Genomic DNA, 23,707 nt, shown 5'->3' with positions numbered 1-23,707 from the left:
GCCGCCCACCGCGCCCGAGCCCCGAACCGGACCGCCGCCCACCCCCGCCACGCCGGCCGCGCTCGCCGCGGCTCGTCGGGCCGAGGCGGACAAATGACCGAAACTCCCGAACCGGTCACCATCGAGGTGGCCGTCGACCCGCCGTACCCGGTGCTGATCGGCACCGGGCTGCTGGGCGAGCTCGGCGAACTGCTGGCCGGCCGGCACCGGGTTGCCATCGTGCATCAGCCGGTGTTGGCGCAGACCGCTGAGGTGATTCGAAACCACCTGGCCGACAATGGCATTGATGCGCATCGCATCGAAATTCCGGATGCCGAAGACGGCAAGGACCTGCCCGTCGTTGGCTACATCTGGGAAGTGTTGGGCCGCATCGGCATTGACCGCAAGGATGCGCTGGTGAGCCTGGGCGGCGGGGCCGCTACCGACGTCGCCGGCTTCGCCGCCGCGACCTGGCTACGGGGCGTGTCGATCGTGCACGTGCCCACCACGCTGCTGGCGATGGTTGACGCGGCGGTCGGCGGCAAGACCGGTATCAACACCGACGCCGGCAAAAACCTGGTGGTCGCATTTCATCAGCCGGCCGCCGTGCTGGTCGACCTGGCAACCTTGCAAACCTTGCCGCACAACGAAATCGCGGCCGGTATGGCCGAAGTCGTCAAGGCCGGTTTCATCGCCGACCCGGGGATCCTGGATCTGATCGAGGCCGATCCGCAGGCGGCGCTGGACCCGTCGGGGGCGGTGCTCCCCGAGTTGATCCGGCGCGCGATCGCCGTCAAGGCCGAGGTGGTCGCCGCCGACGAGAAAGAAGCCGAGCTGCGCGAAATCCTCAACTACGGACACACATTGGGGCACGCCATCGAGAGGCGGGAACGTTATCAATGGCGCCACGGCGCCGCGGTCTCGGTGGGGATGGTGTTCGCCGCCGAATTGGGCCGGCTGGCAGGGCGTCTCGACGATGCCACCGCACAGCGCCACCGCAGCATCCTGACGTCGCTGGGACTGCCGACGAGCTACGACGCCGATGCATTGCCGCAGTTGCTGGAAGTCATGGCCGGCGACAAGAAAACCCGGTCTGGGGTATTGCGATTCGTGGTGCTCGACGGCCTGGCGAAGCCCGGCCGGCTGGAGGGTCCGGACCCGGCGCTGCTGGCGGCCGCCTACGCGGAGGTGGGGAATCGATGACCGTCAATGTGATCAACGGACCCAACCTCGGTCGGCTGGGCCGCCGCGAGCCCGACGTCTATGGCGACACCACCCACGACGATCTCGTCGCACTGGTCGAACGCGAGGCCGCCGAGCTCGGACTGAAAGTTCTTGTGCGGCAGAGCGATAGCGAAGCCGAGCTACTGGACTGGATCCATCAGGCCGCTGACGCAAAAGAGCCGGTGGTGCTCAACGCGGGCGGGCTGACGCACACGTCGGTGGCCTTGCGAGACGCCTGCGCCGAGTTGAGCGCGCCGTTGATCGAGGTGCATATCTCCAACGTGTATGCCCGCGAAGAGTTTCGGCACAACTCCTACCTGAGCCCGGTTGCGACCGGGGTCATCGTCGGATGCGGCGTCCAGGGGTATCTGATGGCCCTGCGTTACCTGGCCAGCCTCGACCGCTAGTGGTCGTCTGACGTCGGCTTTTTGATGTGCTCGGTGGCCGGCTCGGACGTCTCGTGGGCGGGCAGCGCCTCGGTCTTGTCGGAGCTGTGCGCCTTGGGAACCTCGGCGGTCTCTTCGGCTTCGCGGCTGTAGGCCGTCGGCGCTTCGTACTCGTCGCGTTCGGCGGTCGCCACCGCGCTGTGCTGCTCCTGCGGCCATTCGGCGGCCTCAGTGCCCGCCTGGTCCGACCGGACCGCTGCGAACACGTCGGTGTCGGCCCGCTCGTCGTCACCGCCGCCGCCTTGCGGCTTGTAGTCGCCGGTGCGATCGACGCGCCAGCGACCAATGGACACGCCGGCGATCGCACCCATGAACACCACCAGGGCGGTGAAGGCAGCGAACGTCGTGAGCTCGTTGATCAGTCCACCGACGTAGACCGCCTTGTAGAACACCGAGATCAGCCATGTGACCGCGCCGCTGAGCAGCCCAGCCACCAGACCGGCGAGCAGCCACGTCATCGCCAAATCGCCGCGCCGGTCCGGGTCGGGGTTGGCGGCAGCGTCCTCGCGCCCGTCCATCAGCCCCCAGACGACGACGCCGGCCAAGAAGAGCACGAGGAGGACGATGCTGATCACCGCGGCCTGTGTTTGCCACACGCTGATCAGCGTCCCCTGAAACAGCCGAACGACGACCATCGCGCCGCCGAAGACCAAGCCGCGCAGCATCCAGTTAGTCATGGGGCCACAGCGTAGCGAGTAGCGTCATCTGGCGTGACACATTCCCAGCGGCGAGCCGCTCTCGGAGCTCGGCTCCGGGCGGCCGAACTGGACGCGATGCTGGTCACAGACCTGATCAACGTCCGCTATCTGTCCGGATTCACCGGGTCAAATGCGGCGCTGCTGGTGTTCGCGGACGACCACGACGCCGTATTGGCCACCGACGGTCGCTACCGCACGCAGGCCGCCCAGCAGGCACCCGACCTGGAAGTGGCCATCGAGCGGGCCTGCGGACGCTACTTGGCCGGGCGCGCTGCGGCCTCGGGGGCGCGCCGGCTCGGCTTTGAGAGCCACGTGGTAACGGTGGACGCCTACGACGCGCTGGCCGCCGCCTCGGCGGAGTCTGGCAGCACCGAGTTGGTCCGTGCCGCACAGACCGTCGAAGCGCTGCGCGAAATCAAAGACGCCGGCGAAGTCGCGCTGCTGCGGCTGGCCTGCGAAGCCGCCGACGCCGCACTGGCCGACCTGATCGCCAGCGGAGGGCTGCGGCCAGGCCGCACCGAGCTCGAGGTAGCCCGCGAGCTGGAGGCGCTGATGCTCGAGCACGGCGCCGACGGCATCTCGTTCGAGACGATCGTGGCCGGCGGGGCCAATTCCGCGATCCCGCATCACCGACCCACCGAGGCGGTGCTCGCAGCCGGCGACTTCGTCAAGGTCGATTTCGGCGCCCTGGTCGGCGGCTATCACTCCGACATGACCCGCACGTTCGTCTTGGGCAAGGCCGCCGACTGGCAGCTGGAGATATACGAGCTGGTCAGCGCCGCACAACGAGCCGGCCGGGTTGCGCTGGAAGCCGGGGCCGAACTGGCCGACGTGGACGCTGCGGCCCGTGAGGTGATCGACGACGCCGGGCATGGCGCGCACTTCGGTCATGGCCTTGGCCACGGGGTGGGGCTGCAGATCCATGAAGCGCCCGGTATCAATGCCACCGCCGCCGGTACACTACGTGCGGGCTCCGTGGTGACGGTGGAGCCCGGCGTCTATTTGCCCGACCGCGGCGGCGTCCGCATCGAGGACACGCTGGTCGTGGCAGACGAAACCTCCGGGCACGCACCGGAATTGCTCACCCGGTTCCCCAAGGAACTGGCGATCCTGTAGGAGATTCACCGACTGTGGCAAGCACTGCCGATTTCAAGAATGGACTCGTGCTGGTGATCGACGGCCAGCTGTGGCAGATCGTCGAGTTCCAGCACGTCAAGCCCGGCAAGGGTCCGGCGTTCGTACGTACCAAGCTGAAGAACGTGCTCACCGGCAAGGTCGTCGACAAGACCTACAACGCCGGGGTGAAGGTGGAGACCGCGACGGTGGACCGGCGCGACACCACCTTCCTCTACCGCGACGGCACCGACTTCGTGTTCATGGACAGCCAGGACTACGAGCAGCACCCGTTGCCGGAGTCGCTGGTCGGCGACGACGCCCGGTTCCTGCTGGAGGGTCTGCCGGTGCAGGTGGCATTCCACAACGGCGCGCCGCTCTACCTCGAGCTGCCGGTGACCGTCGAACTCGTGGTCACCCACACCGAGCCGGGTCTGCAGGGCGACCGGTCCAGCGCCGGCACCAAGCCGGCGACCGTCGAGACCGGTGCCGAGCTTCAGGTGCCGTTGTTCATCAACACCGGCGACAAGCTGAAGGTCGACTCCCGCGACGGCAGCTACCTGGGACGTGTCAACGCGTGAGCCGGCCCGTCAAGGGACGGCATCAGGCGCGTAAGCGCGCCGTCGACTTATTGTTCGAAGCCGAGGCTCGCGGATTGACGCCGGCCGAGGCGGCCGACGCCCGCAGCGCGTTGGCAGAGGCCAAACCCGATGTGGCGCCGCTGAACCCGTACACGGTGACAGTGGCTCGCGGCGTCACCGAGCACGCCGCCCACGTCGACGACCTGCTCGCGTCGCATCTTCAGGGCTGGACGCTGGAGCGGCTGCCGGCTGTGGACCGGGCCATCCTGCGGGTCGCGGTCTGGGAGCTGCTGCATGCCGATGACGTGCCGGGGCCGGTCGCCGTCGACGAGGCGGTGGAGCTGGCCAAAGAGCTCTCGACCGACGATTCCCCGGGCTTCGTCAACGGGGTGCTCGGCCAGGTCATGCTGGTGACACCGCAGATCCGGGCGGCCGCCCAGGCCGTGCGTGACGCCGGCGAGTCATGACCCGGCTGGAGTTGCGCGCCCTGATCGCCGGCGTTCTGGCCGCGACGGTGGTGCTGGGGGCGGTGATGTGTGCAGCCTACGGGCAGGCGGCGATCGCTGCCGCCTTGGCGATTTACGCGCTGGGCGTCGGAGCGTGGCTGTATCACTCCATCGAGCGCCTCGTGCTGGCCCGCCGCATCGAGACGGTTCGCACTGCGGTCACGCCCTTGCGGCCGTTGCTTCCGGTGATGGCGGCGATCATGGCGTTGACCCAGGCCGTGGTGCGATCGCTCTCCGATGTCACCGAGGTGACGCCGCGCCGCTGGATACCGATCACCCGGGGCCGGAAAGACGACGACGAGTTCGAGGTCTGAACGGCCTTCGATCGGATCGTGATTCCAGTCGCCGAGAGACTGCTGTGGCAGGTGGGGCAATGCGGGTAGAGGTGACCAAACGCCCGCATCTTGGTTAACAGAGGGACACACTGGCGACATGGACCGCGACGGCAGACACCCGCGACGGCTGTGTGTTTCCGCGTTGGCGGCGGTGGCCAACCCGTCGTACTCGCGCCTCGACACCTGGAATCTGCTCGATGACGCGTGCCATCAGCTGGCCGTCGTCGACCGTGCCGGGCTGGACACCAGCCACGAAGCCGCCCGGGTGCGGCGTCTGCTCAACCGTCTCAGTGCCTATGAGCGCTACTGGATCTACCCGGGGCCGGAAAACTTGGCGAGCTACTGCGGTTATCTGGACCAGCTCGCCACGGTGAGCCTCGCGGAGCAGGTGTCGCTGGCGGTGCGGCTGCTGTCCGAGTACGGCGACCGGGCGGCCCTATTCGACACGTCCTCGTCGCTGGCCGATCAGGAATTGGTATCGCGAGCCAAGGAGCAGCAGTTCTACACTGTGCTGCTCGCTGACGACGCGCCGGTCAACGCGCCAGAAGGATTGGCGGAAAGCTTGCGGGCGATCCGCGACATCGGCGACGACGTGCAATTCGAACTGCTGGTGGTTACCAGCGTCGAGGACGCCATCACCGCGGTCGCGCTGAACGGCGAGATCCAGGCCGCCATCATCCGGCATGACATCCCGCTGCGCTCCCGCGACCGGGTGCCGCTGATGACCACCCTGCTCGGTCCGAACGACGAGGTGGTGGCGACCGACCGAACTCACGACTGGGTCGAGTGCGGCGAGTGGATCCGCGAGCTGCGCCCACACATCGACCTCTACCTGCTCACCGACGAGTCGATCGCCGCTGAGACCGAGGACGATTCCGACGTCTACGACCGCACCTTCTATCGGCTCAACGACGTCACCGATCTGCACAGCACCGTACTGGCCGGTATCAGGAACCGTTACGCCACACCGTTTTTCGATGCGTTGCGGGCGTATGCCGCACGGCCCGCCGGTCAATTCCACGCATTGCCGATCGCGCGTGGCGCCAGCATCTTCAACTCCAAGACGCTGCAGGACATGGGAGAGTTCTACGGCCGCAACATCTTCATGGCCGAGACCTCGACTACCTCGGGCGGTCTGGACTCACTGCTCGACCCGCACGGCAACATCAAAAAGGCGATGGACAAGGCCGCGCATACCTGGAATTCCGATCACAGTTACTTCGTCACCAACGGAACCTCGACCGCGAACAAAATCGTCGTACAGTCGCTGACCCGGCCGGGCGACATCGTGCTGATCGACCGCAACTGCCACAAGTCGCACCACTACGGCCTGGTGCTGGCCGGCGCATACCCGCTGTACCTCGACGCCTACGAGCTGCAGCAGTTTGCGATCTACGGGGCCGTCTCGCTGCAGACCATCAAGAAGGCTCTGCTCGACCTCGAGGCGGCCGGGCAGCTGAGCAAAGTGCGCATGCTGCTGCTCACCAACTGCACGTTCGACGGCGTCGTCTACAACCCGCGTCGGGTGATGGAGGAGGTGCTGGCGATCAAGCCGGACATCTGCTTCCTGTGGGACGAGGCGTGGTACGCGTTCGCGACCGCGGTGCCATGGGCGCGGCAGCGCACCGCGATGATCGCCGCCGAACAGCTCGAGTCGATGTTGTCGTCGCCGGCCTACGCCCGGGAGTACCAGCAGTGGCGGGGGTCCATGCAGGGCATCGACCGTGCCGAGTGGGGCGAGCACCGGTTGCTACCCGACCCCACCCAAGCCCGCGTCCGGGTCTATGCCACCCATTCGACGCACAAATCGTTGTCGGCGTTGCGGCAGGCGTCGATGATCCACATCCGCGACCAGGATTTCAACGCGCAATCCCGCGACGCGTTTGGTGAGGCGTTCTTGACCCACACCTCGACCTCGCCCAACCAGCAACTGCTCGCCTCGCTGGATCTGGCCCGCCGCCAGGTCGACATCGAAGGCTTCGAGATGGTGCGCCACGTCTACGACATGGCGCTGGTCTTCCGTCACCGCGTCCGCAAAGACCGGCTGATCAGCAAGTGGTTCCGCATCCTCGACGAATCCGATTTGGTGCCAGACGAATTCCGGCTTTCGGCGGTCAAGTCCTACCGGCAGGTGCGCCAAGGCGCGCTGGGGGAGTGGAACGAGGCGTGGCGTTCCGACCAGTTCGTTCTCGATCCGACTCGGGTCACCCTGTACTTGGGTCAAACGGGTATGAACGGGTACGACTTTCGCGAGAAGGTCCTGATGGAGCGGTTCGGCATCCAGATCAACAAGACGTCGATCAACAGCGTGCTGTTGATCTTCACCATCGGCGTGACCTGGTCGAGCGTGCATTACCTACTCGACGTGCTGCGCCGGGTGGCCGCCGATTTCGACCACATCCAGGACGCGGCCAGCCGAGACGACCGCGCCCTGCACCAGCGCCGCATCGAGGAGATCACCGAGGATTTGCCGGCGCTGCCCGACTTCAGCGAATTCGACGGGACGTTCCGGCCCGACGATGCCAGCTCGTTCGGCGATATGCGGTCGGCGTTCTACGCGGGCTACGAGGACGCCGACCGGGAACACGTCATGATCGGGGAGGCGGGTCGGCGGCTCGCCGACGGAAAGTCGCTGGTGTCCACCGGATTCGTGGTGCCTTATCCACCGGGATTCCCGGTGCTGGTGCCCGGCCAGGTGGTGTCCAAGCAGATCCTGTATTTCCTGGCTCAACTCGACATCAAGGAAATCCACGGATACAACCCCGATCTGGGCTTGTCGGTGTTCACCGAGGATGCGCTGAAACGGATCGCCGCGGCGCGGTGCTCGGACACCATAATCGGATAGTCGTCGCTAGGCTTACCGCCCATGGTGTCTTCGGCGAGCCCGACCAATTCCCGGCTGTCGGTGGACGACTGGGTGCAAGAGGGTTTCCGGGTGCTGGCCGAAGACGGTGTCAAGGCCCTGACCCTCGGGTATCTGTGCAGCCGTCTGGGCGTCACCAAAGGCAGCTTTTACTGGCATTTCAGTGACATGACCGCGTACCGCACAGCGCTGATCGACACCTGGGCCGTGGTCCGTGACGAAGACAGGTCTTTCGACGACCTGGTGAGTCAGCCACCCCGACAGCGCCTGTCGCGGATGATGACGGCACTGGTCGGTCCGCGGCACTGGATGCTTGAGCGCGCCATGCGGGAGTGGGCACGATCGGACGCCACCGTGGCCGCCGCTGTGCGGGCCTCCGATCAGAAAGTGGTCGCCGCCGTCCGGCAGGCCTTCCTCGATGACGGCTTCGACCGCGAGCAGGCCGAGATGCGCGCCACCGCGACATTCGCTGCGGGCATCGGCTTCTTGCACCTGTCGGGTTCGCGGCCCAGCCCCCTGGCGGCCGGCCGACGCGAGGAGTTTCTGGAAGTCATGCTGCGGCACTGATTTCCGATGGCCCGTACCATACCAAAAGGTATGGTACGGTCGTGAGCATGACGCCACCGCAGACGTCGCTCCCCGAGGTCAGCGCCGATTTCGTCGCGCGCCTGGCTGATCGTGCGGGGGAGGCGGAGAAGCTGCGCCGGCTGCCGCAGGCCACCGTCGACGACTACCGCAACACCGGTCTGGCCCGGCTGCTACTGCCGAAGCGCTACGGCGGCACTCAGGCAGAGTTTCCCGAGATTCTCCAGGTAGTGCGGCTGATGGCGCACGGCTGTGCTTCGAGTGCATGGACGCTCGGCTTCTACACCCTGCACAACTGGATGCTTGCGTTGTTCGGTGAGCGGGCGCAGGACGAAGTGTTCGCCGACGGCCCCGTGCTATGCCCGGCTCCCTTGGCGCCGACCGGGCGTGCGACCCCGGCCGACGGCGGCGTGCGGTTGACCGGGCGGTGGTCGTGGGCAACCGGGATCATGGACGCCGACTGGGTGATGGTCGGCGCTATTTGCGGACCCGACGACGCGCCCTACCCGGCCCTGGCGTTGCTGCCCGCGAACGATGTTCGCGTGGAAGACATATGGCACACCGCCGGTATGTGCGCCACCGGATCCAACGACGTCATCGTCGACGACGTGTGGGTGCCCGAACATCGGCTGGTGGCCGTGGCCGACATCTACGGCGGCACGACTCCGGGCGCGGCACTGCACGATGCTGCGGTCTATCGCTGGCCGATGGTGCCGGCATTGGCGCTGACCGCCGCGATGCCGGCGCTGGGCTCCGCCGAGCTGGTGGCAGATCTCTTCGCCCGTCGGCTCAGCGAACGCGTCCTCGCGTATTCCGGTGCAGCACAGAAGGATCAGCCCGCAGCGCAGGTGCGCCTCGGCGATGCCCGGGTGCGGCTGCGCGCCATGCGTGGCCTGACCGACGCGGCCGCCGCCGATATCCAGGCTCGAATCAGCAGGGGAGAGCACGTTGGCCGCAAGGTGCGATCGGGTGTGCGTGCCGCCGCGGCGCACGTCGTGCATGAATCCCGCGCGGTGATCGCCGACCTGCTGGAAGCCTCCGGTGCCAGCGCGCAATTCCTCGATCATCCGCTGCAGCGGGCCAAACGCGACGTCGACGTGATCTCCGGGCACGTCGTCTTCGACTACGACGGCAGCCGCGAACTGGCCGGCGCGCTGGAGATCGGCGCGGAAGTCTCTCCGTTCGCGATGGTTTAGCGCAGCGCTTTGGCGTACAACAGGCTGTCGCGCGGTTCGGGCCCGAGATTGGGGTAGACCGCGTGACGGGCCAGTCGGCCCTCCAAGGCGAATCCGGCTCGCTGCAGCAGCCGCGTCGAGCGCTCGTTATCGACATTGCAGGTCGCCCAGACCCGGTAGACGTCGGGATCGGCATCGAGTGTACCCAGCACCATGTCGAGCGCTTCGGACATCAAACCTTTTCCCCACCAACGTCTTCCGATGCAATAGCCAATTTCGGCGGAGTGTCGGACCGGGCGCCAGCAGCTGATCATTCCGATGATCTCGTCGCTGTGCTGCAGCACGATGGCCCAGGTTCGGTCATGTTCGCCGACGTTGATTCTTTCGGTGATCACTCGCCGGGTTGCTGCGACGTCGGGGTGTGGTGTCCAGAGCAGATATTTGGTGACCTGGGGGTCGCGGGCGATGCGTTGAAACAGCGCGCCGGCATCGTCGAGCACGGGCAACCGCAGCAGGAGTCGCGGTCCGGCGATGCGTTCGGGCGTGTAGTCGGCCATTTATAAACCGAGCGCGCGATAGGTACGGTGCACGAATTTCGGTTGTACTGCTTGAAGTTTCGCCCGAGATGTGTTGCCCGCAACCGCGGCGGCGGCATCGGCCGACAGCGCGGGCATGTTCTGAATCAGGTAAAGCAGGATCAGGTCAGCGGCCGGATCGGCCTGCCACCATGTTCCATAGGCGCCGGGCCAACTGAATGTCCCGACGCCGCCGGGACCGAATAACGGCGCCGATTTCGCCGGGTCGGTGACCACCGAAAGGTTCAGCCCGAAACCGCGCCCGATCCAGAACGGCGATCCGAGAAAGTTGTGCCGCTTGTGCTCGTCGGTGAGCCGATCGGTGCGCATCAGCCGCACCGACTCCGGTGAGAGCACCCGCACACCGTTCAATGTCCCGTCACGCAACAACATTTCGATGAAGCGCAGATAGTCGTCCGCGGTTGACCACAGCCCTCCGCCGGCATTGCAGAACGCCGGCGGCTTGATGTGCGGCTGACCCATCACGTCGTGCTGAAGTTTGTCGTTTCCGTCGAGTTGGTACATGGTCGCGGCGCGACGGCGGCCCTCGAGGGTTACATGGAAACCGGTGTCAATCATCCCCAGCGGCTGCAGGATTCGCTCGTCGAGCACTTCATGGAACGGCTTTCCCGCCACGCGCGAAGCCAGCACGCCGACCACGTCGGTGGAATGGCCGTACGTCAGTCGTTCGCCCGGCTGATGCACCAGTGGTAGCTCGGCGAGTGCGGCCAGCCACGGGTCGGGTCCCTGGCCGAACGGCAGCCGGATGTACGCGCGGGAGATAGGTCCGCCGACCGAGAATCCGTAGCCCAGGCCGCTGGTATGAGTGAGCAGATCCTCGACCAGGATCGCCCGTTGGGCCGAATGGGTTCGATCCAGCGGTCCGCTCGGGTCGTCGAGCACCCGCATGTCGGCGAATTCGGGCAGCCAGCGCACGATCGGGTCGCGCAGCGCCAGCTTGCCCTCGTCGACCAGGCTCATCAGGGCGGCGACGGTTACCGGTTTGGTCATCGACGCGATACGAAACAGCGTGTCGCGCTGCATGGGCAACCGCGCGTCGACATCGCGGTAGCCGATCTCGTTGACCTGCAGCATTTTTCCGTGCTGCCACACCATCGTCGCGGCTCCGGCGAGCAGTCCCGCATCACAGGCTTCGCGAATAGAGGCCTGATTGCCCTCGAGGTTCACAAAATTCAGGCTAGTGGGCGGGTGGCAGCCGGGGGAAACGCCACCACCAGTGACGGCGATGCTGTAAGAGAGACTGCTATGCGGTCGCGAATGGCGCTTGTCTTGGCGGTGCTGGCGACCGGCTGCCTGCCGCTGACTGGGGTTGCGGTCGTGGCCCGCGCCGAGGAGCCCGTGTTCGTGACGAACCCGGCCGGTCATGTCGATACGCTGATCGGTACCGGGTCGAGCGAGATGGGTGGGTCGGTCAACAACTTTCCCGGGGCTGCGGTGCCGTTCGGGATGGTGCAGTATTCGCCGGACACCACCAGCACCTACGCCGGCTACGACCACGACAACGAGCGCTCGACCGGATTCAGCATGAACCACGCATCGGTGGGCTGCAACGCGTTCGGCGACATCCCGATGCTGCCCACGACCACCCCGATCGGCTCGCAGCCGTGGAGCGCCTGGGAGAAGATCGCCCACGACGACTTCGAGGCGGGCGTACCCGGTTATTACCGGGTGCGGTTTCCCGACACCGGAGTGATGGCGGAACTAACCGCCACCACCCGCACCGGTGTCGGCCGGTTCACATACCCCGACAACGGTCGGCCCGCGCTGTTCCACGTGCGCACGGGCGGGTCGCTGGCGGGCAACTCCGCCGCGACCATTCAGATCGGCGAGGACAACACCACGGTCACCGGATCGGCGACCACCGGCGACTTCTGCGGCAAGAACAACGTCTACACCGTGTATTTCGCCACGCAGTTCAGCCGGCCGTTCATCGCCCACGGCACCTTCGAAGGCAACTCGGTCTTCGCCGGTGGTCGTAGCGCCAATTCACGTTGGGCCGGGGGATGGGTGGAGTTTCCGGCCGGCTCAGTGGTCGTGGCACGTACCGCGCTGTCCTACGTGAGCGTCGCCGCAGCGCGGGCGAACTTGGCCGCCGAGGCTGGGCCGGGCTTCGACGACGTTCGCGCACACGCGTCGACCGAGTGGAACGCCGCGTTGTCGCGTGTTGCGGTCGCCGGTACCAACGCCGACAACCTGAAGACCTTCTACACATCGCTGTACCGATCTTTGCTGCATCCCAACACCTTCAACGACGCAGACGGGCGGTACATCGGGTTCGACGGTGCCGTGCACACCGTAGCCAGCGGGCATACCCAGTACGCCAACTTCTCCGACTGGGACACCTACCGCTGCCTTGCCGCCCTGCAGGCACTGCTCTTCCCGGAACGAGCCAGCGACATGGCGACGTCGCTGGTGAACGACGCGGGGCAGAGCGGATCGTTGCCGCGTTGGGCGTTGGCTTCCTCAGCGACCGGCGAGATGACCGGAGACAACGTGGTTCCGCTCATCGTCAACCTCTACGCGTTCGGCGCGAAGGATTTCGAGCTCAAAAAGGCGCTGTACTACATGCTGAAGGGGGCAACCGATGGCGGTGCCGGTCTCGGCGGCTACGTGGAGCGGCCGGGAATCACCTCCTATCTCCAGCACGGTTACGCTCCGCAGACCGAAGAATTCCGCGCCGACCACGGGATCGACGGCGGTTCGATCACGCTGGAGTGGTCGGTCGACGACTTCGCCATCTCCCGATTCGCCGACGCGCTGGGCGAGCACGCGATCGCCGCCGAGTTTCAGAACCGGGCGCAGTACTGGCACAACCTGTTCAACCCGCTCACCCGCGAGATCACGCCGCGCACCGCCGAGGGTGTTTTCCTGCCGTGGCCCGGGTCCTCCGGACCCACATCGGATTTCGGACAGGATGGGTTCGAGGAAGGCAACGCCGCGCAGTACCTCTGGATGGTGCCGCACAACATCGCCGGTCTGGTGGCCGCCCTCGGCGGCCGCGAAGCCGCCGCCGAGCGGCTGGACAGCTTCACTGCGGAGGTCAACGCCGGCCCCTCCGACCCCCTGCTGTGGCTCGGCAACGAGCCGGGCTTCGGCGTGCCGTGGCTGTACAACTACATCGGACAACCATGGAAGACGCAGCAGGTAGTCGATCGGGCGCGTAGCGAACTGTTCGGCCCCACTCCCGCAGGCGAGCCCGGCAACGACGACCTGGGAGCGATGGCCAGCTGGTACGTATGGTCCGCCCTCGGTTTGTATCCCAGCACACCGGGAACCGCGATCCTCACCCTGAATACACCGCTTTTCGATCGCGCCGAGATCGCGCTTCCCGCAGGCAAATCCATCCGAATCTCCGCCCCTGGCGCATCGAGCGGGCTGAAGTACGTCAGCGGCCTCGGTATCGATGGCAAGGCCACGGATCAGACATTTCTTCCGGAGTCGATCGTCCGCACCGGTGGTGACGTCGCGTTTACGCTGTCCGAGCTCCCGAACACGGTCTGGGGGACCGCCGAGTCCGCCGCGCCGCCGTCGTGGCCGTAGTTGCGGTTATTCGAGGCCGGCCAGGTCCAACCCCGACAGTCCTGCTGCTCCATCAGAAGTTTCTGACTGAACAAATGGACGAAGATGACGGCGCGTCTGGTGCGTCGGGCTCCCGGCCTCGCCGTCGGTGTGTCTGCCGCACGTGTAGTCGCCTTGCCACTCCACTTGCTCCCCCGCGGCGACCTTTGCTACCTGCTCGATTTGTTTCGCCACGTCACGTGAGCGAAGAAAGAACTCGTGCTTACGCTGCAGATCTTGATCAGAGTCGATGCGCCTCAGTTCAGGGGTGAACTCTTCAAGCTCGGCTCGCCGTTGCGGGACGATCATGCAGATCGGTTCGTCGACCTCGAATCGCACCGGCATCAGTTTGCGGGTGATTTTCCAGCTCATGCTGAAACTCGCGCTTGCCCAGTCGGTTTCAACTACGCCCTCTAACGGACATACGCCGTCCTTCGGATAGTTTGCCGGTCCGCGGGCCAAAAGGTTGTAGCCCGCCGGAGTGCGGAACAGCAACGGCAGATTCCAGGTCAGGATGCCGCTGCCGAAATGGCTGACCGGCAGGAGCTGACCGGCGTCGCGCTTATCAGGCACGATCATCACGTCCACGCTATTTTCTTCACCGAACCACGTAGCGGTGAACGCGCACGGATTGAGTAGCTCCCAGCCGCTTTGGTTGGCGATGAGCATCGGCAGACACCGATTTGGCCAACCCTTGCGCGCCTCTGAGATCTTTGACATCCATGCCCGGCTGACCGGTCCCGGGCTGATCTGTGGCGGGTTATCCCGGGTGGTGAACCCGATCAGCGGACGCGCCGGCCCGTCGGGCCTGTCTTTCATCGATGCAGATTAGCTGGGGATTCGCTTTGCCACCGGCATTGAAAATTCTTCGGCTAAACCCCGGTGCACTCGCGACCGGTGGAATACTCTCCTCGCCGTTCACCTCGGTGCAGGGGGTCGAAATCGGCAGCGGATTTCGCAGAACACGTCGAGCCTGTCATTTTCGCTGGGCCTGCGCGAGGTGCTACGCTGCGCGGCAGTCGACATCCTTTAACGATCCGTCCAGAGAGGCGGAGAAGGAGGTCAAGATCTCGCATGAGTGCCCCGGGTGACGCCGCCACCGGCCGCGAACTGATGTCGGCGGCCGACGTGGGTCGCACCATTTCCCGTATTGCGCATCAGATCATCGAAAAGACCGCTCTGGACGGCGCCGACGCACCTCGGGTGGTGCTGTTGGGAATCCCTACCCGTGGTGTGACATTAGCCGACCGGCTCGCGGCCAACATCGCCGAATTCTCCGGCGCCGAAATCGCCCATGGCGCGCTGGACATCACGCTCTACCGCGATGACCTGATGACGAAGCCGCCGCGCCCGCTGGAGAACACGTCGATACCGGCCGGCGGCATCGACGACGCATTGGTGATCCTCGTCGACGACGTGCTGTTCTCCGGACGGTCGGTGCGTTCGGCGCTGGACGCGCTGCGCGACGTCGGCCGCCCACGGGTAGTGCAGTTGGCCGTGCTGGTTGACCGCGGCCACCGCGAGCTGCCGCTGCGCGCAGACTATGTCGGCAAGAACGTGCCGACGTCACGCACCGAGAGTGTGCACGTGCTGCTGGCCGAGCAGGACGGCCGCGACGCTGTGGTCATCTCCCGAGGGGGTGCCTCATGAGCAGGCATCTGCTGGCCGCCGGAGATCTGTCCCGCGACGAGGCCACCGCGATCCTCGACGACGCCGATCGCTTCGCGCAGGCCCTGGTCGGGCGAGAGGTCCGCAAGCTTCCGACGCTGCGCGGCCGCACCGTGATCACCATGTTCTACGAGAACTCCACCCGCACCCGGGTGTCCTTCGAGGTTGCCGGCAAGTGGATGAGCGCAGACGTGATCAACGTCAGCGCCGCGGGATCGTCTGTGGGCAAAGGGGAGTCGCTGCGCGACACTGCGCTGACCTTGCGTGCCGCCGGTGCCGATGCGCTGATCATCCGCCACCCAGCTTCCGGCGCGGCGCACCGGCTCGCGGACTGGACTGGGTCTTCCGAGACGGGCGCGGCGGCCGGCCCGTCGGTGATCAATGCAGGCGACGGCACCCACGAGCACCCGACCCAGGCGTTGCTGGACGCGCTGACCATTCGGCAGCGACTCGGCGGCATCGAGGGCCGCCGTGTCGTGATCGTCGGCGACATCCTGCACAGCCGGGTCGCCCGGTCCGACGTCATGCTGCTGGCCACCCTCGGAGCCGAGATAGTGCTGGTCGCGCCGCCCACTCTGCTGCCGGTCGGCGTCGCCGACTGGCCGGTGACGGTGTCCTACGATCTGGACGCCGAGCTGCCCGCCGCCGATGTGGTGCTGATGTTGCGCGTGCAGGCCGAGCGAATGAACGGCGGCTTCTTCCCCTCCGCGCGTGAGTATTCGGTGCGCTATGGGCTGTCCGACCGGCGCCAGGCGATGCTTCCCGGTCATGCGGTTGTGCTGCATCCCGGGCCGATGCTGCGCGGCATGGAGATATCGTCATCGGTGGCTGATTCGACGCAATCTGCTGTGCTGCAACAGGTTTCCAACGGGGTTCACGTCCGAATGGCGGTGCTGTTCCATCTGCTGGTCGGCACCGAGTCGGGCGTTAAAGAGGTGATGGCGTGAGTGTGCTGTTGCGTGGAGTGCGGCTCTACGGCGAGGGAGACCAGCTCGACGTACTGGCCGACGACGGCCAGATCGCCGACATCGGATCCGGGCTCGCGATTCCCGACGATGCCGACGTCATCGACGCCACCGGTCAGGTGCTGCTGCCCGGGTTCGTCGATCTGCACACGCATCTGCGGGAGCCCGGCCGCGAATACGCCGAGAACATCGAAACCGGCTCGGCTGCAGCGGCTCTGGGTGGATTCACCGCGGTGTTCGCGATGGCCAACACCAACCCCGTCGCCGACAGCCCGGTGGTCACCGACCATGTCTGGCACCGGGGGCAGCAGGTCGGACTGGTCGACGTGCACCCGGTTGGCGCGGTCACCGTCGGACTGGCCGGAACCGAGCTCACCGAGATGGGCATGATGGCTGCCGGCGCCGCGCAGGTGCGGATGTTCTCCGACGACGGCAAGTGCGTGGACGACCCGCTGATGATGCGGCGTGCGCTGGAGTACGCCACCGGTCTGGGCGTACTGATCGCCCAGCACGCCGAGGAGCCGCGACTGACCGTCGGCGCCGTCGCGCACGAGGGCCCCAATGCCGCCAGACTCGGACTGTCCGGCTGGCCCAGGGCCGCCGAAGAGTCGATCGTGGCCCGTGACGCCCTGCTGGCCCGCGACGCCGGCGCACGGGTGCACATCTGCCACGCCTCCACCGCGGGCACTGTCGAGATCGTCAAATGGGCTAAGTCGCAAGGGATCTCAATCACCGCCGAGGTGACGCCCCATCACCTGCTCCTCGACGACAGTCGACTGGCCAGCTACGACGGCGTGAACCGGGTCAACCCGCCGCTGCGCGAGGCCGCCGATGCTGTGACGCTGCGCCAGGCGCTGGCCGACGGGGTTATCGACTGTGTGGCCACCGATCACGCACCGCATGCCGAACACGAGAAGTGCGTCGAGTTCGCCGCCGCGCTGCCTGGCATGCTCGGTCTGCAGACGGCGTTGTCCGCGGTGGTGCAGGCGATGGTGATCCCCGGCCTGCTGACGTGGCGCGGCATCGCGCGGGTGATGAGCGAGAACCCGGCCCGCATCGCCGGACTGCCCGACCACGGTCGACCGCTGGAGATCGGGGAGCCGGCCAACCTGACCGTCGTGGATCCGGATGCCACCTGGACGGTGGAGGGTGCCGAGATGGCCAGCCGCTCGGCCAATACCCCCTACGAGACCATGACGTTGCCCGCCACCGTGACCGCAACCCTGCTGCGCGGCAAGGTCACTGCCCGCGACGGAAAGAGCCCGGCATGAATTCCGGAACGCTGATCGCATCGCTGATCATGGCCGGGGTGGTGGTGTTGCTGATCGCGTTCATCATTCGGCTGATGATGCGCGGCTGGCGGGATCGTGCGCGCCGGCAGGCCGAGTTGATCGGCACACTGCCCGAGATGCCGGCCCGGGTCGGCCCCGCGGCCATCACCACCCCCGGCGTCTATGTCGGCTGCACCATGGCTCCGGCCTGGAGCCAGCGGATCACCGTCGGGGACCTGGGCTACCGCACTAAAGCAGTGCTGACTCGCCACCCCGAGGGCATCCTGGTGCAGCGGATCCGCGCACGGCCGATCTGGATCCCGAGCGGGTCGATCTCCGGCATCCGGACCGAGCACGTTGTCGCCGGAAAGCTCGCCGCCCGCGACGGAATCCTTGCGATTCGGTGGCGGCTGCCGTCGGGTGTCAAGATCGACACCGGCTTTCGCGCTGACAACCGCGACGAGTACAAGGGGTGGCTGCAGAGCTGGCCGGAAGGAGTCGCGCTGTGAAGGCCATGCTGGTACTCGACGACGGCCGGACCTTTACCGGGACGGCGTTCGGTGCGATTGGCCAAACACTCGGCGAGGCAGTCTTTTCCACCGGCATGTCCGGTTACCAGGAGACGTTGACCGACCCGAGCTATCACCGGCAGATCGTAGTGGCCACCGCCCCGCAGATCGGCAACACCGGGTGGAATGGCGCGGACGGCGAAAGCCGGGGCGACAAGATCTGGGTCGCCGGTTACGCCGTGCGCGACCCCTCGCCGCGAGTGTCGAATTGGCGAGCCACCGGAACCTTGGACGACGAGCTGGTCCGCCAGAACATCGTCGGGATCGCCGGGATCGACACCCGCGCGGTGGTGCGCCATCTGCGCAGCCGCGGCTCGATGAAAGCGGGCGTTTTCTCCGGACCGGCGCTGGCGACGCCCGAGGAATTAGTCGAACGGGTGCGTGGCCAACAGCCGATGCTCGGTGCCGACCTGGCCGGGCAGGTCAGCACTGCCGACGCCTATGTGGTGGAACCCGAAGGCCTGCAACGGTTCACGGTGGCCGCGATAGACCTGGGTATCAAGACCAGCACCCCGCGTAATTTCGCCCGCCGCGGTGTGCGGACCCGCGTACTGCCGTCGTCGGTGACCTTCGAACAGATCGCCGAACTCCACCCCGACGGGGTGTTCCTGTCCAACGGCCCGGGAGATCCGGCCACCGCCGACCACATCGTCGAGGTAACCCGCCAGGTGCTCGGTGCCGGTATCCCGTTGTTTGGCATCTGTTTCGGCAACCAGATTCTGGGCCGCGCGCTGGGACTGTCGACCTACAAGATGACGTTCGGTCATCGAGGCATCAACATCCCGGTGATGGACCACGCGACCGGCCGGGTCGCGGTCACCGCACAGAACCACGGCTTCGCGCTGGAAGGTGAGGCGGGGCAACGTTTCGACACGCCGTTCGGCGCAGCGGTGGTCAGTCACACCTGTGCCAACGACGGTGTGGTGGAGGGTGTCAAAATTGTTGACGGCAGGGCATTTTCGGTTCAGTACCACCCGGAGGCCGCGGCTGGACCGCACGACGCAGAGTACTTGTTCGACCAATTCGTCGACCTGATGACGGGGGAGAGCGGGTAATGCCACGACGGACTGATATCAAGCACGTCCTCGTGATCGGCTCGGGGCCGATCGTGATCGGACAGGCTTGCGAATTCGACTACTCGGGCACCCAGGCCTGCCGCGTGCTGCGGGCCGAGGGTCTTCAGGTGAGCCTGGTCAACTCCAACCCGGCCACCATCATGACCGACCCCGAATACGCCGACAACACCTACGTCGAACCCATCACTGCCACCTTTGTGGAGAAGGTCATTGCCCAACAGGCCGAGCGGGGCAACAAGATCGACGCGCTGCTGGCCACCCTGGGCGGTCAGACCGCGCTGAACACCGCGGTCGCGCTGTACGAGAATGGCGCGCTGGAGCGCCACGGCGTCGAACTGATCGGCGCCGACTTCGACGCCATCCAGCGCGGCGAAGACCGGCAGATGTTCAAGGACATCGTCGCCAAGGTCGGCGGCGAATCAGCCCGCAGCCGAGTGTGTTTCACCATGGACGAAGTTCGCGAGACGGTCGGCGAACTCGGCCTGCCGGTGGTGGTCCGGCCGTCGTTCACCATGGGCGGCCTGGGTTCGGGCCTGGCGCGCACCGCCGAGGAGGTCGACCGGATGGCCGGCGCGGGGCTGGCCGCGTCGCCGAGCGCCAACGTGTTGATCGAGGAATCGATCTACGGCTGGAAAGAATTCGAGCTGGAGTTGATGCGCGACGGCAAGGACAACGTCGTGGTGGTGTGCTCGATCGAGAACGTCGACCCGATGGGCGTGCACACCGGTGACTCGGTGACGGTGGCGCCCGCGATGACTCTGACCGACCGCGAATACCAGCGGATGCGGGATCTGGGCATCGCCATCCTGCGCGAGGTCGGAGTCGACACCGGCGGTTGCAATATCCAGTTCGCAGTCGATCCGCGCGACGGTCGACTGGTCGTCATCGAGATGAACCCACGGGTGTCACGGTCAAGTGCCTTGGCTTCCAAGGCCACCGGCTTCCCAATCGCCAAGATCGCCGCCAAACTGGCCGTCGGCTACGCCCTCGACGAGATCCTCAACGACATCACCAAAGAAACTCCGGCCTGCTTCGAGCCCACCCTGGACTACGTCGTGGTGAAGGCGCCGCGGTTCGCGTTCGAGAAGTTTCCCGGCGCCGACCCCACGCTGACCACCACCATGAAATCGGTTGGCGAAGCAATGTCGTTGGGCCGCAACTTCGTTGAGGCGCTCGGCAAAGTGATGCGCTCGCTGGAGACCAGCCGCACCGGCTTCTGGACTGCGCCGGACACCGAAGGCAGCGCCGAGGACGCCCTGGAGAGGCTTCGGACACCCACCGAAGGCCGGCTCTACGACGTCGAATTGGCGCTGCGTCTGGGTGCCTCGGTGGACCGGGTTGCCGAAGCCTCCGGCATCGACCCGTGGTTCGTCGCGCAGGTCGCCGAGCTTCTGGTGCTACGACAAGAAATCAGCGATGCTGCCGTGCTCGACGCCGACTTGCTACGCAGGGGTAAGCACAGCGGCTTGTCCGACCGTCAAATCGCAGCGCTGCGACCAGAATTGGCCGGCGAGGACGGGGTCCGCTCGCTGCGGCGCCGACTCGGCATCCACCCGGTGTACAAGACCGTGGACACCTGTGCCGCGGAGTTCGAGGCCAAGACGCCGTATCACTACAGCACCTACGAGCTCGACTCCGCCGCCGAGAGCGAGGTGGCCCCGCAGACCGAACGACCCAAGGTGCTGATCCTGGGTTCGGGCCCGAACCGGATCGGGCAGGGCATCGAATTCGACTACAGCTGTGTGCACGCGGCAACAACGCTGTCGCAGGCGGGTTTTGAGACCGTGATGGTCAACTGCAACCCGGAGACAGTGTCCACCGACTACGACACCGCCGACCGGCTCTACTTCGAGCCGTTGACGTTCGAGGACGTCCTGGAGGTGTTCCACGCCGAGGAGCTCTCCGGCGCCGGCGGTCCTGGCGTGGTCGGCGTGATCGTGCAGCTCGGCGGCCAAACCCCGCTGGCGCTGGCACAGCGGCTCGCCGACGCAGGTGTTCCGATTGTCGGCACCCCGCCGGAGGCCATCGATCTGGCCGAAGACCGTGGCGCGTTCGGCGACCTGTTGTCGGCGGCGGGCCTACCGGCTCCCCGGTACGGCATGGCGACGACGTTCGCGCAGGCCCGGCGGATCGCCGCCGACATCGGCTATCCGGTCCTGGTTCGGCCGTCCTATGTGCTGGGTGGGCGCGGCATGGAGATCGTCTATGACGACGAGACGCTGCAGGGCTACATCGCCCGTGCCACCGAGTTGTCGCCCGAGCATCCGGTGCTGGTGGACCGATTCCTGGAAGATGCGATCGAGATCGACGTCGACGCTCTCTGCGACGGCGACGAGGTCTACATCGGCGGCATCATGGAGCACATCGAAGAGGCCGGCATTCACTCCGGCGACTCGGCCTGCGCGCTGCCTCCGGTAACCCTGGGCCGCAGCGACATCGAGAAGGTGCGCACAGCGACGGAGGCGATCGCGCACGGTATCGGCGTGATTGGCCTGCTCAATGTGCAGTACGCGCTGAAGGACGACGTGCTTTACGTGCTGGAGGCCAACCCGCGCGCCAGCCGTACCGTGCCGTTCGTCTCCAAGGCAACCGCGATCCCGCTGGCCAAGGCGTGTGCGCGGATCATGCTGGGCGCCAAGATCTCTCAACTTCGCGACGAGAGACTGCTGGCACCGGTCGGTGACGGCGGCAATGCGGCGCCGAATGCGCCGATTGCGGTCAAGGAGGCGGTGCTGCCCTTCCACCGGTTCCGCCGCGCCGACGGTTCGGGTGTGGACTCGCTACTGGGCCCGGAGATGAAATCGACCGGCGAAGTAATGGGCATCGACCGCGACTTCGGCAGCGCCTTCGCCAAGAGCCAGACCGCGGCCTACGGATCATTGCCGGCCTCGGGAACGGTGTTCGTGTCGGTTGCCAACCGGGACAAGCGATCGCTGGTATTCCCGGTGAAGCGACTGGCTGATCTCGGCTTTCGGGTGCTGGCTACCGAAGGCACCGCAGAGATGTTGCGCCGCAACGGCATTCCGTGCGATGAGGTTCGCAAGCACTTCGAGCCCGCGCAGCCGGGGCGGCCCGCATCGTCGGCAGTCGACGCGATCCGCGCCGGCGAGGTCGACATGGTGTTCAACACGCCATACGGGAATTCGGGACCGCGCATCGACGGCTACGAGATCCGCTCGGCCGCAGTCGGAATGAACATTCCCTGCGTCACGACGGTCCAGGGCGCCTCAGCCGCCGTCCAGGGCATCGAGGCCGGTATCCGTGGCGACATCGGTGTGCGCTCGCTGCAGGAGCTGCACAGCGCACTGAACAACGGCGGCCAATAGTGCTGCCCGGGTTCGGTGCCCGGCTGGCTGACGCGGTATCCCGCCGCGGGCCGCTGTGTTTGGGCATCGACCCGCATCCCGAACTCTTGCGAGCCTGGAACCTGCCGGCCAGCGCAGGCGGACTGGAGGCGTTCTGCGAGATCTGCGTAGCGGCCTACGCCGACTTCGCCGTGGTCAAACCCCAGGTCGCGTTCTTCGAAAGCTACGGCGCGGCAGGGTATGCCGTGCTGGAGCGGACTATCGCCGCGTTGCGGGAGGCCGGTGTGCTGGTGCTGGCCGACGCCAAGCGCGGCGACATCGGGTCGACGATGGCGGCCTACGCGGTCGCCTGGACGGGCGACTCGCCGCTGGCCGCCGACGCCGTAACAGCTTCGCCGTATCTGGGTTTCGGCTCGCTACAGCCGCTGCTGGACAGCGCCGCGGCGCACGGCCGCGGGGTGTTTGTGCTGGCGGCTACGTCTAATCCGGAGGGTGCGAGCGTGCAGCGCGCCGACACCGGGGGCCGTCCGGTGGCCCAGCTGATCGTGGACCAGGCCGCGGCGGCTAACCGCGCGCTGGGGCCCGGCTCGGTGGGCGTCGTGGTCGGTGCGACGTTGACCGAGGTGCCCGACGTCGGCGAGCTCGGTGGGCCCGTGCTGGTACCCGGGGTCGGCTTCCAGGGTGGTCAGCCCGGTGCGCTCAGCGGCCTGGGTGGGGCCGTTTCCGGGCAGCTGTTGCCCGCGGTGTCGCGCGACGTGCTGCGGGCCGGGCCGGACGTTGCGGCCTTGCGTGCGGCGGGTGAACAAATGCGCGACGCGGTCGCGTATCTGGCCGGCTGAGCCGTTCCCGACCGGCGCGGGCGGAGCTACGACACGGCGTCGTTCACTGTTTGGACGGATGGGCTGTTCACGCGCGACACGCGCGACACGCCGCGACATTCCTAATCGGCGCAGAATCGGCTTTTTGGCCGATTCGAGCCGACCGGGGAGCGGTCATCACGATGACCATTGGAGAGCGGTGCACTCGAGATAACGCCTGGTAGAGGCCATAGAACGGCTGCGAAATGGGCCGTTCGACGGTCGCGAAGACACGGTTTACGGCCCCGGTCAGGAGCGCCTCGGGCCGCCCCTTCTCGACGCCATAAGCTGCGGCTTTGTAGCTTCAACCAGGGGGGCGGGTTAGATTTCGTCTGAA

19 protein-coding genes and 2 pseudogenes are annotated in these 23,707 nt (G+C 66.4%); 17 read left to right on the top strand and 4 right to left on the bottom strand.

Going from position 1 to position 23,707, the window contains the following annotated elements:
* Positions 1-93 precede the first annotated feature (93 nt).
* Both aroB and aroQ read left to right on the top strand, forming a co-directional pair.
* Positions 94-1,182, top strand: a complete 1,089-nt coding sequence (gene aroB / locus WAO18_RS02595; RefSeq protein WP_422203636.1) for a 3-dehydroquinate synthase — start codon at positions 94-96, stop codon at positions 1,180-1,182.
* Positions 1,179-1,610, top strand: coding sequence for a type II 3-dehydroquinate dehydratase (gene aroQ, locus WAO18_RS02590; protein WP_422203635.1), 432 nt, complete (start codon positions 1,179-1,181; stop codon positions 1,608-1,610). Before aroB ends, aroQ begins: the two co-directional genes overlap by 4 nt.
* Here the strand turns inward: aroQ and WAO18_RS02585 are convergent.
* Complete coding sequence (locus WAO18_RS02585; RefSeq protein WP_422203633.1) at positions 1,607-2,326, bottom strand: B-4DMT family transporter; 720 nt, start codon at positions 2,324-2,326, stop codon at positions 1,607-1,609. The genes aroQ and WAO18_RS02585 overlap by 4 nt on opposite strands.
* Before the next feature lie 33 nt (positions 2,327-2,359).
* On the opposite strand from WAO18_RS02585, the gene WAO18_RS02580 reads away from it, so the two are divergent.
* From WAO18_RS02580 to WAO18_RS02550, 7 genes and pseudogenes are all read left to right on the top strand, one after another.
* Positions 2,360-3,463 carry an aminopeptidase P family protein gene (locus WAO18_RS02580; protein ID WP_422203631.1) on the top strand — a complete coding sequence of 368 codons (1,104 nt, stop codon included), beginning with the start codon at positions 2,360-2,362 and terminating at the stop codon, positions 3,461-3,463.
* A 14-nt stretch (positions 3,464-3,477) separates the two neighbouring features.
* Complete coding sequence (gene efp, locus WAO18_RS02575) at positions 3,478-4,041, top strand: elongation factor P (RefSeq protein ID WP_422203629.1); 564 nt, start codon at positions 3,478-3,480, stop codon at positions 4,039-4,041.
* Positions 4,038-4,508, top strand: coding sequence for a transcription antitermination factor NusB (nusB, locus tag WAO18_RS02570; RefSeq protein ID WP_422203628.1), 471 nt, complete (start codon positions 4,038-4,040; stop codon positions 4,506-4,508). The genes efp and nusB overlap by 4 nt, the downstream gene beginning before the upstream one ends.
* Entirely contained in the window at positions 4,505-4,861 is a 357-nt protein-coding gene (locus WAO18_RS02565; RefSeq protein WP_422203626.1) for an antitermination protein NusB, read from the top strand. Before nusB ends, WAO18_RS02565 begins: the two co-directional genes overlap by 4 nt.
* 118 nt (positions 4,862-4,979) lie before the next feature.
* Positions 4,980-7,724, top strand: a pseudogene (locus WAO18_RS02560) (aminotransferase class I/II-fold pyridoxal phosphate-dependent enzyme); the annotation flags it as partial.
* Positions 7,725-7,748: 24 nt separating this feature from the next.
* Positions 7,749-8,312: a TetR/AcrR family transcriptional regulator gene (locus WAO18_RS02555; RefSeq protein WP_422203624.1), complete on the top strand. Its 564-nt coding sequence runs from the start codon at positions 7,749-7,751 to the stop codon at positions 8,310-8,312.
* Between the two features lie 47 nt (positions 8,313-8,359).
* Complete coding sequence (locus WAO18_RS02550) at positions 8,360-9,526, top strand: acyl-CoA dehydrogenase family protein (protein ID WP_422203622.1); 1,167 nt, start codon at positions 8,360-8,362, stop codon at positions 9,524-9,526.
* On the opposite strand, the gene WAO18_RS02545 is transcribed toward WAO18_RS02550, so the two are convergent.
* Entirely contained in the window at positions 9,523-10,062 is a 540-nt protein-coding gene (locus WAO18_RS02545) for a GNAT family N-acetyltransferase (protein WP_422203621.1), read from the bottom strand. The genes WAO18_RS02550 and WAO18_RS02545 overlap by 4 nt on opposite strands.
* Positions 10,063-11,268: a serine hydrolase domain-containing protein gene (locus WAO18_RS02540; RefSeq protein WP_422203619.1), complete on the bottom strand. Its 1,206-nt coding sequence runs from the start codon at positions 11,266-11,268 to the stop codon at positions 10,063-10,065.
* Between the two features lie 78 nt (positions 11,269-11,346).
* Between WAO18_RS02540 and WAO18_RS02535 the strand changes: the two are divergent.
* Positions 11,347-13,635: pseudogene (locus WAO18_RS02535) on the top strand (GH92 family glycosyl hydrolase); the annotation flags it as partial.
* A 12-nt stretch (positions 13,636-13,647) separates the two neighbouring features.
* Here the strand turns inward: WAO18_RS02535 and WAO18_RS02530 are convergent.
* A complete protein-coding gene (locus tag WAO18_RS02530) occupies positions 13,648-14,478 on the bottom strand; it encodes a DUF6065 family protein (protein WP_422203617.1) in 831 nt (276 codons plus the stop codon).
* A gap of 255 nt (positions 14,479-14,733) precedes the next feature.
* Between WAO18_RS02530 and pyrR the strand changes: the two genes are divergently transcribed.
* Genes pyrR through pyrF form a run of 7 tightly spaced genes read left to right on the top strand, consistent with a single transcriptional unit; the run spans position 14,734 to position 23,352 of the window.
* The gene (pyrR, locus tag WAO18_RS02525; protein ID WP_422203615.1) at positions 14,734-15,309 is read left to right on the top strand and encodes a bifunctional pyr operon transcriptional regulator/uracil phosphoribosyltransferase PyrR; all 576 of its coding nucleotides are present in this window, start codon (positions 14,734-14,736) and stop codon (positions 15,307-15,309) included.
* Positions 15,306-16,274, top strand: coding sequence for an aspartate carbamoyltransferase catalytic subunit (locus WAO18_RS02520; protein WP_422203614.1), 969 nt, complete (start codon positions 15,306-15,308; stop codon positions 16,272-16,274). The genes pyrR and WAO18_RS02520 overlap by 4 nt, the downstream gene beginning before the upstream one ends.
* Positions 16,271-17,563: a dihydroorotase gene (locus WAO18_RS02515; protein ID WP_422203612.1), complete on the top strand. Its 1,293-nt coding sequence runs from the start codon at positions 16,271-16,273 to the stop codon at positions 17,561-17,563. Before WAO18_RS02520 ends, WAO18_RS02515 begins: the two co-directional genes overlap by 4 nt.
* Complete coding sequence (locus WAO18_RS02510) at positions 17,560-18,072, top strand: transporter (protein ID WP_422203610.1); 513 nt, start codon at positions 17,560-17,562, stop codon at positions 18,070-18,072. Before WAO18_RS02515 ends, WAO18_RS02510 begins: the two co-directional genes overlap by 4 nt.
* Positions 18,073-18,077: 5 nt before the next feature.
* Positions 18,078-19,187 (top strand): glutamine-hydrolyzing carbamoyl-phosphate synthase small subunit, encoded by a 1,110-nt coding sequence (gene carA / locus WAO18_RS02505; protein ID WP_422203640.1) that lies wholly within the window; start codon positions 18,078-18,080, stop codon positions 19,185-19,187.
* Positions 19,187-22,534, top strand: coding sequence for a carbamoyl-phosphate synthase large subunit (carB, locus tag WAO18_RS02500; RefSeq protein ID WP_422203608.1), 3,348 nt, complete (start codon positions 19,187-19,189; stop codon positions 22,532-22,534). Before carA ends, carB begins: the two co-directional genes overlap by 1 nt.
* Positions 22,535-22,536: 2 nt before the next feature.
* Positions 22,537-23,352 carry an orotidine-5'-phosphate decarboxylase gene (gene pyrF, locus WAO18_RS02495; protein WP_422203638.1) on the top strand — a complete coding sequence of 272 codons (816 nt, stop codon included), beginning with the start codon at positions 22,537-22,539 and terminating at the stop codon, positions 23,350-23,352.
* Positions 23,353-23,707: the final 355 nt, after the last annotated feature.

Origin of the sequence: Mycobacterium sp. (assembly GCF_049278535.1) — a bacterium.
Taxonomy (GTDB): domain Bacteria; phylum Actinomycetota; class Actinomycetes; order Mycobacteriales; family Mycobacteriaceae; genus Mycobacterium.
Note: the sequence above shows the minus strand (reverse complement) of the source record. Positions and strands in the feature narration are given on the sequence as shown.

Coding starts and splice junctions, on each gene's coding strand:
- WAO18_RS02545 (WP_422203621.1), bottom strand. CDS start 10,062: ATGGCCGACTACACGCCCGAACGCATCGCCGGACCGCGACTCCTGCTG.
- aroQ (WP_422203635.1), top strand. CDS start 1,179: ATGACCGTCAATGTGATCAACGGACCCAACCTCGGTCGGCTGGGCCGC.
- WAO18_RS02555 (WP_422203624.1), top strand. CDS start 7,749: ATGGTGTCTTCGGCGAGCCCGACCAATTCCCGGCTGTCGGTGGACGAC.
- WAO18_RS02565 (WP_422203626.1), top strand. CDS start 4,505: ATGACCCGGCTGGAGTTGCGCGCCCTGATCGCCGGCGTTCTGGCCGCG.
- WAO18_RS02510 (WP_422203610.1), top strand. CDS start 17,560: ATGAATTCCGGAACGCTGATCGCATCGCTGATCATGGCCGGGGTGGTG.
- WAO18_RS02585 (WP_422203633.1), bottom strand. CDS start 2,326: ATGACTAACTGGATGCTGCGCGGCTTGGTCTTCGGCGGCGCGATGGTC.
- WAO18_RS02550 (WP_422203622.1), top strand. CDS start 8,360: ATGACGCCACCGCAGACGTCGCTCCCCGAGGTCAGCGCCGATTTCGTC.
- WAO18_RS02530 (WP_422203617.1), bottom strand. CDS start 14,478: ATGAAAGACAGGCCCGACGGGCCGGCGCGTCCGCTGATCGGGTTCACC.
- aroB (WP_422203636.1), top strand. CDS start 94: ATGACCGAAACTCCCGAACCGGTCACCATCGAGGTGGCCGTCGACCCG.
- pyrR (WP_422203615.1), top strand. CDS start 14,734: ATGAGTGCCCCGGGTGACGCCGCCACCGGCCGCGAACTGATGTCGGCG.
- WAO18_RS02520 (WP_422203614.1), top strand. CDS start 15,306: ATGAGCAGGCATCTGCTGGCCGCCGGAGATCTGTCCCGCGACGAGGCC.
- carB (WP_422203608.1), top strand. CDS start 19,187: ATGCCACGACGGACTGATATCAAGCACGTCCTCGTGATCGGCTCGGGG.
- carA (WP_422203640.1), top strand. CDS start 18,078: ATGCTGGTACTCGACGACGGCCGGACCTTTACCGGGACGGCGTTCGGT.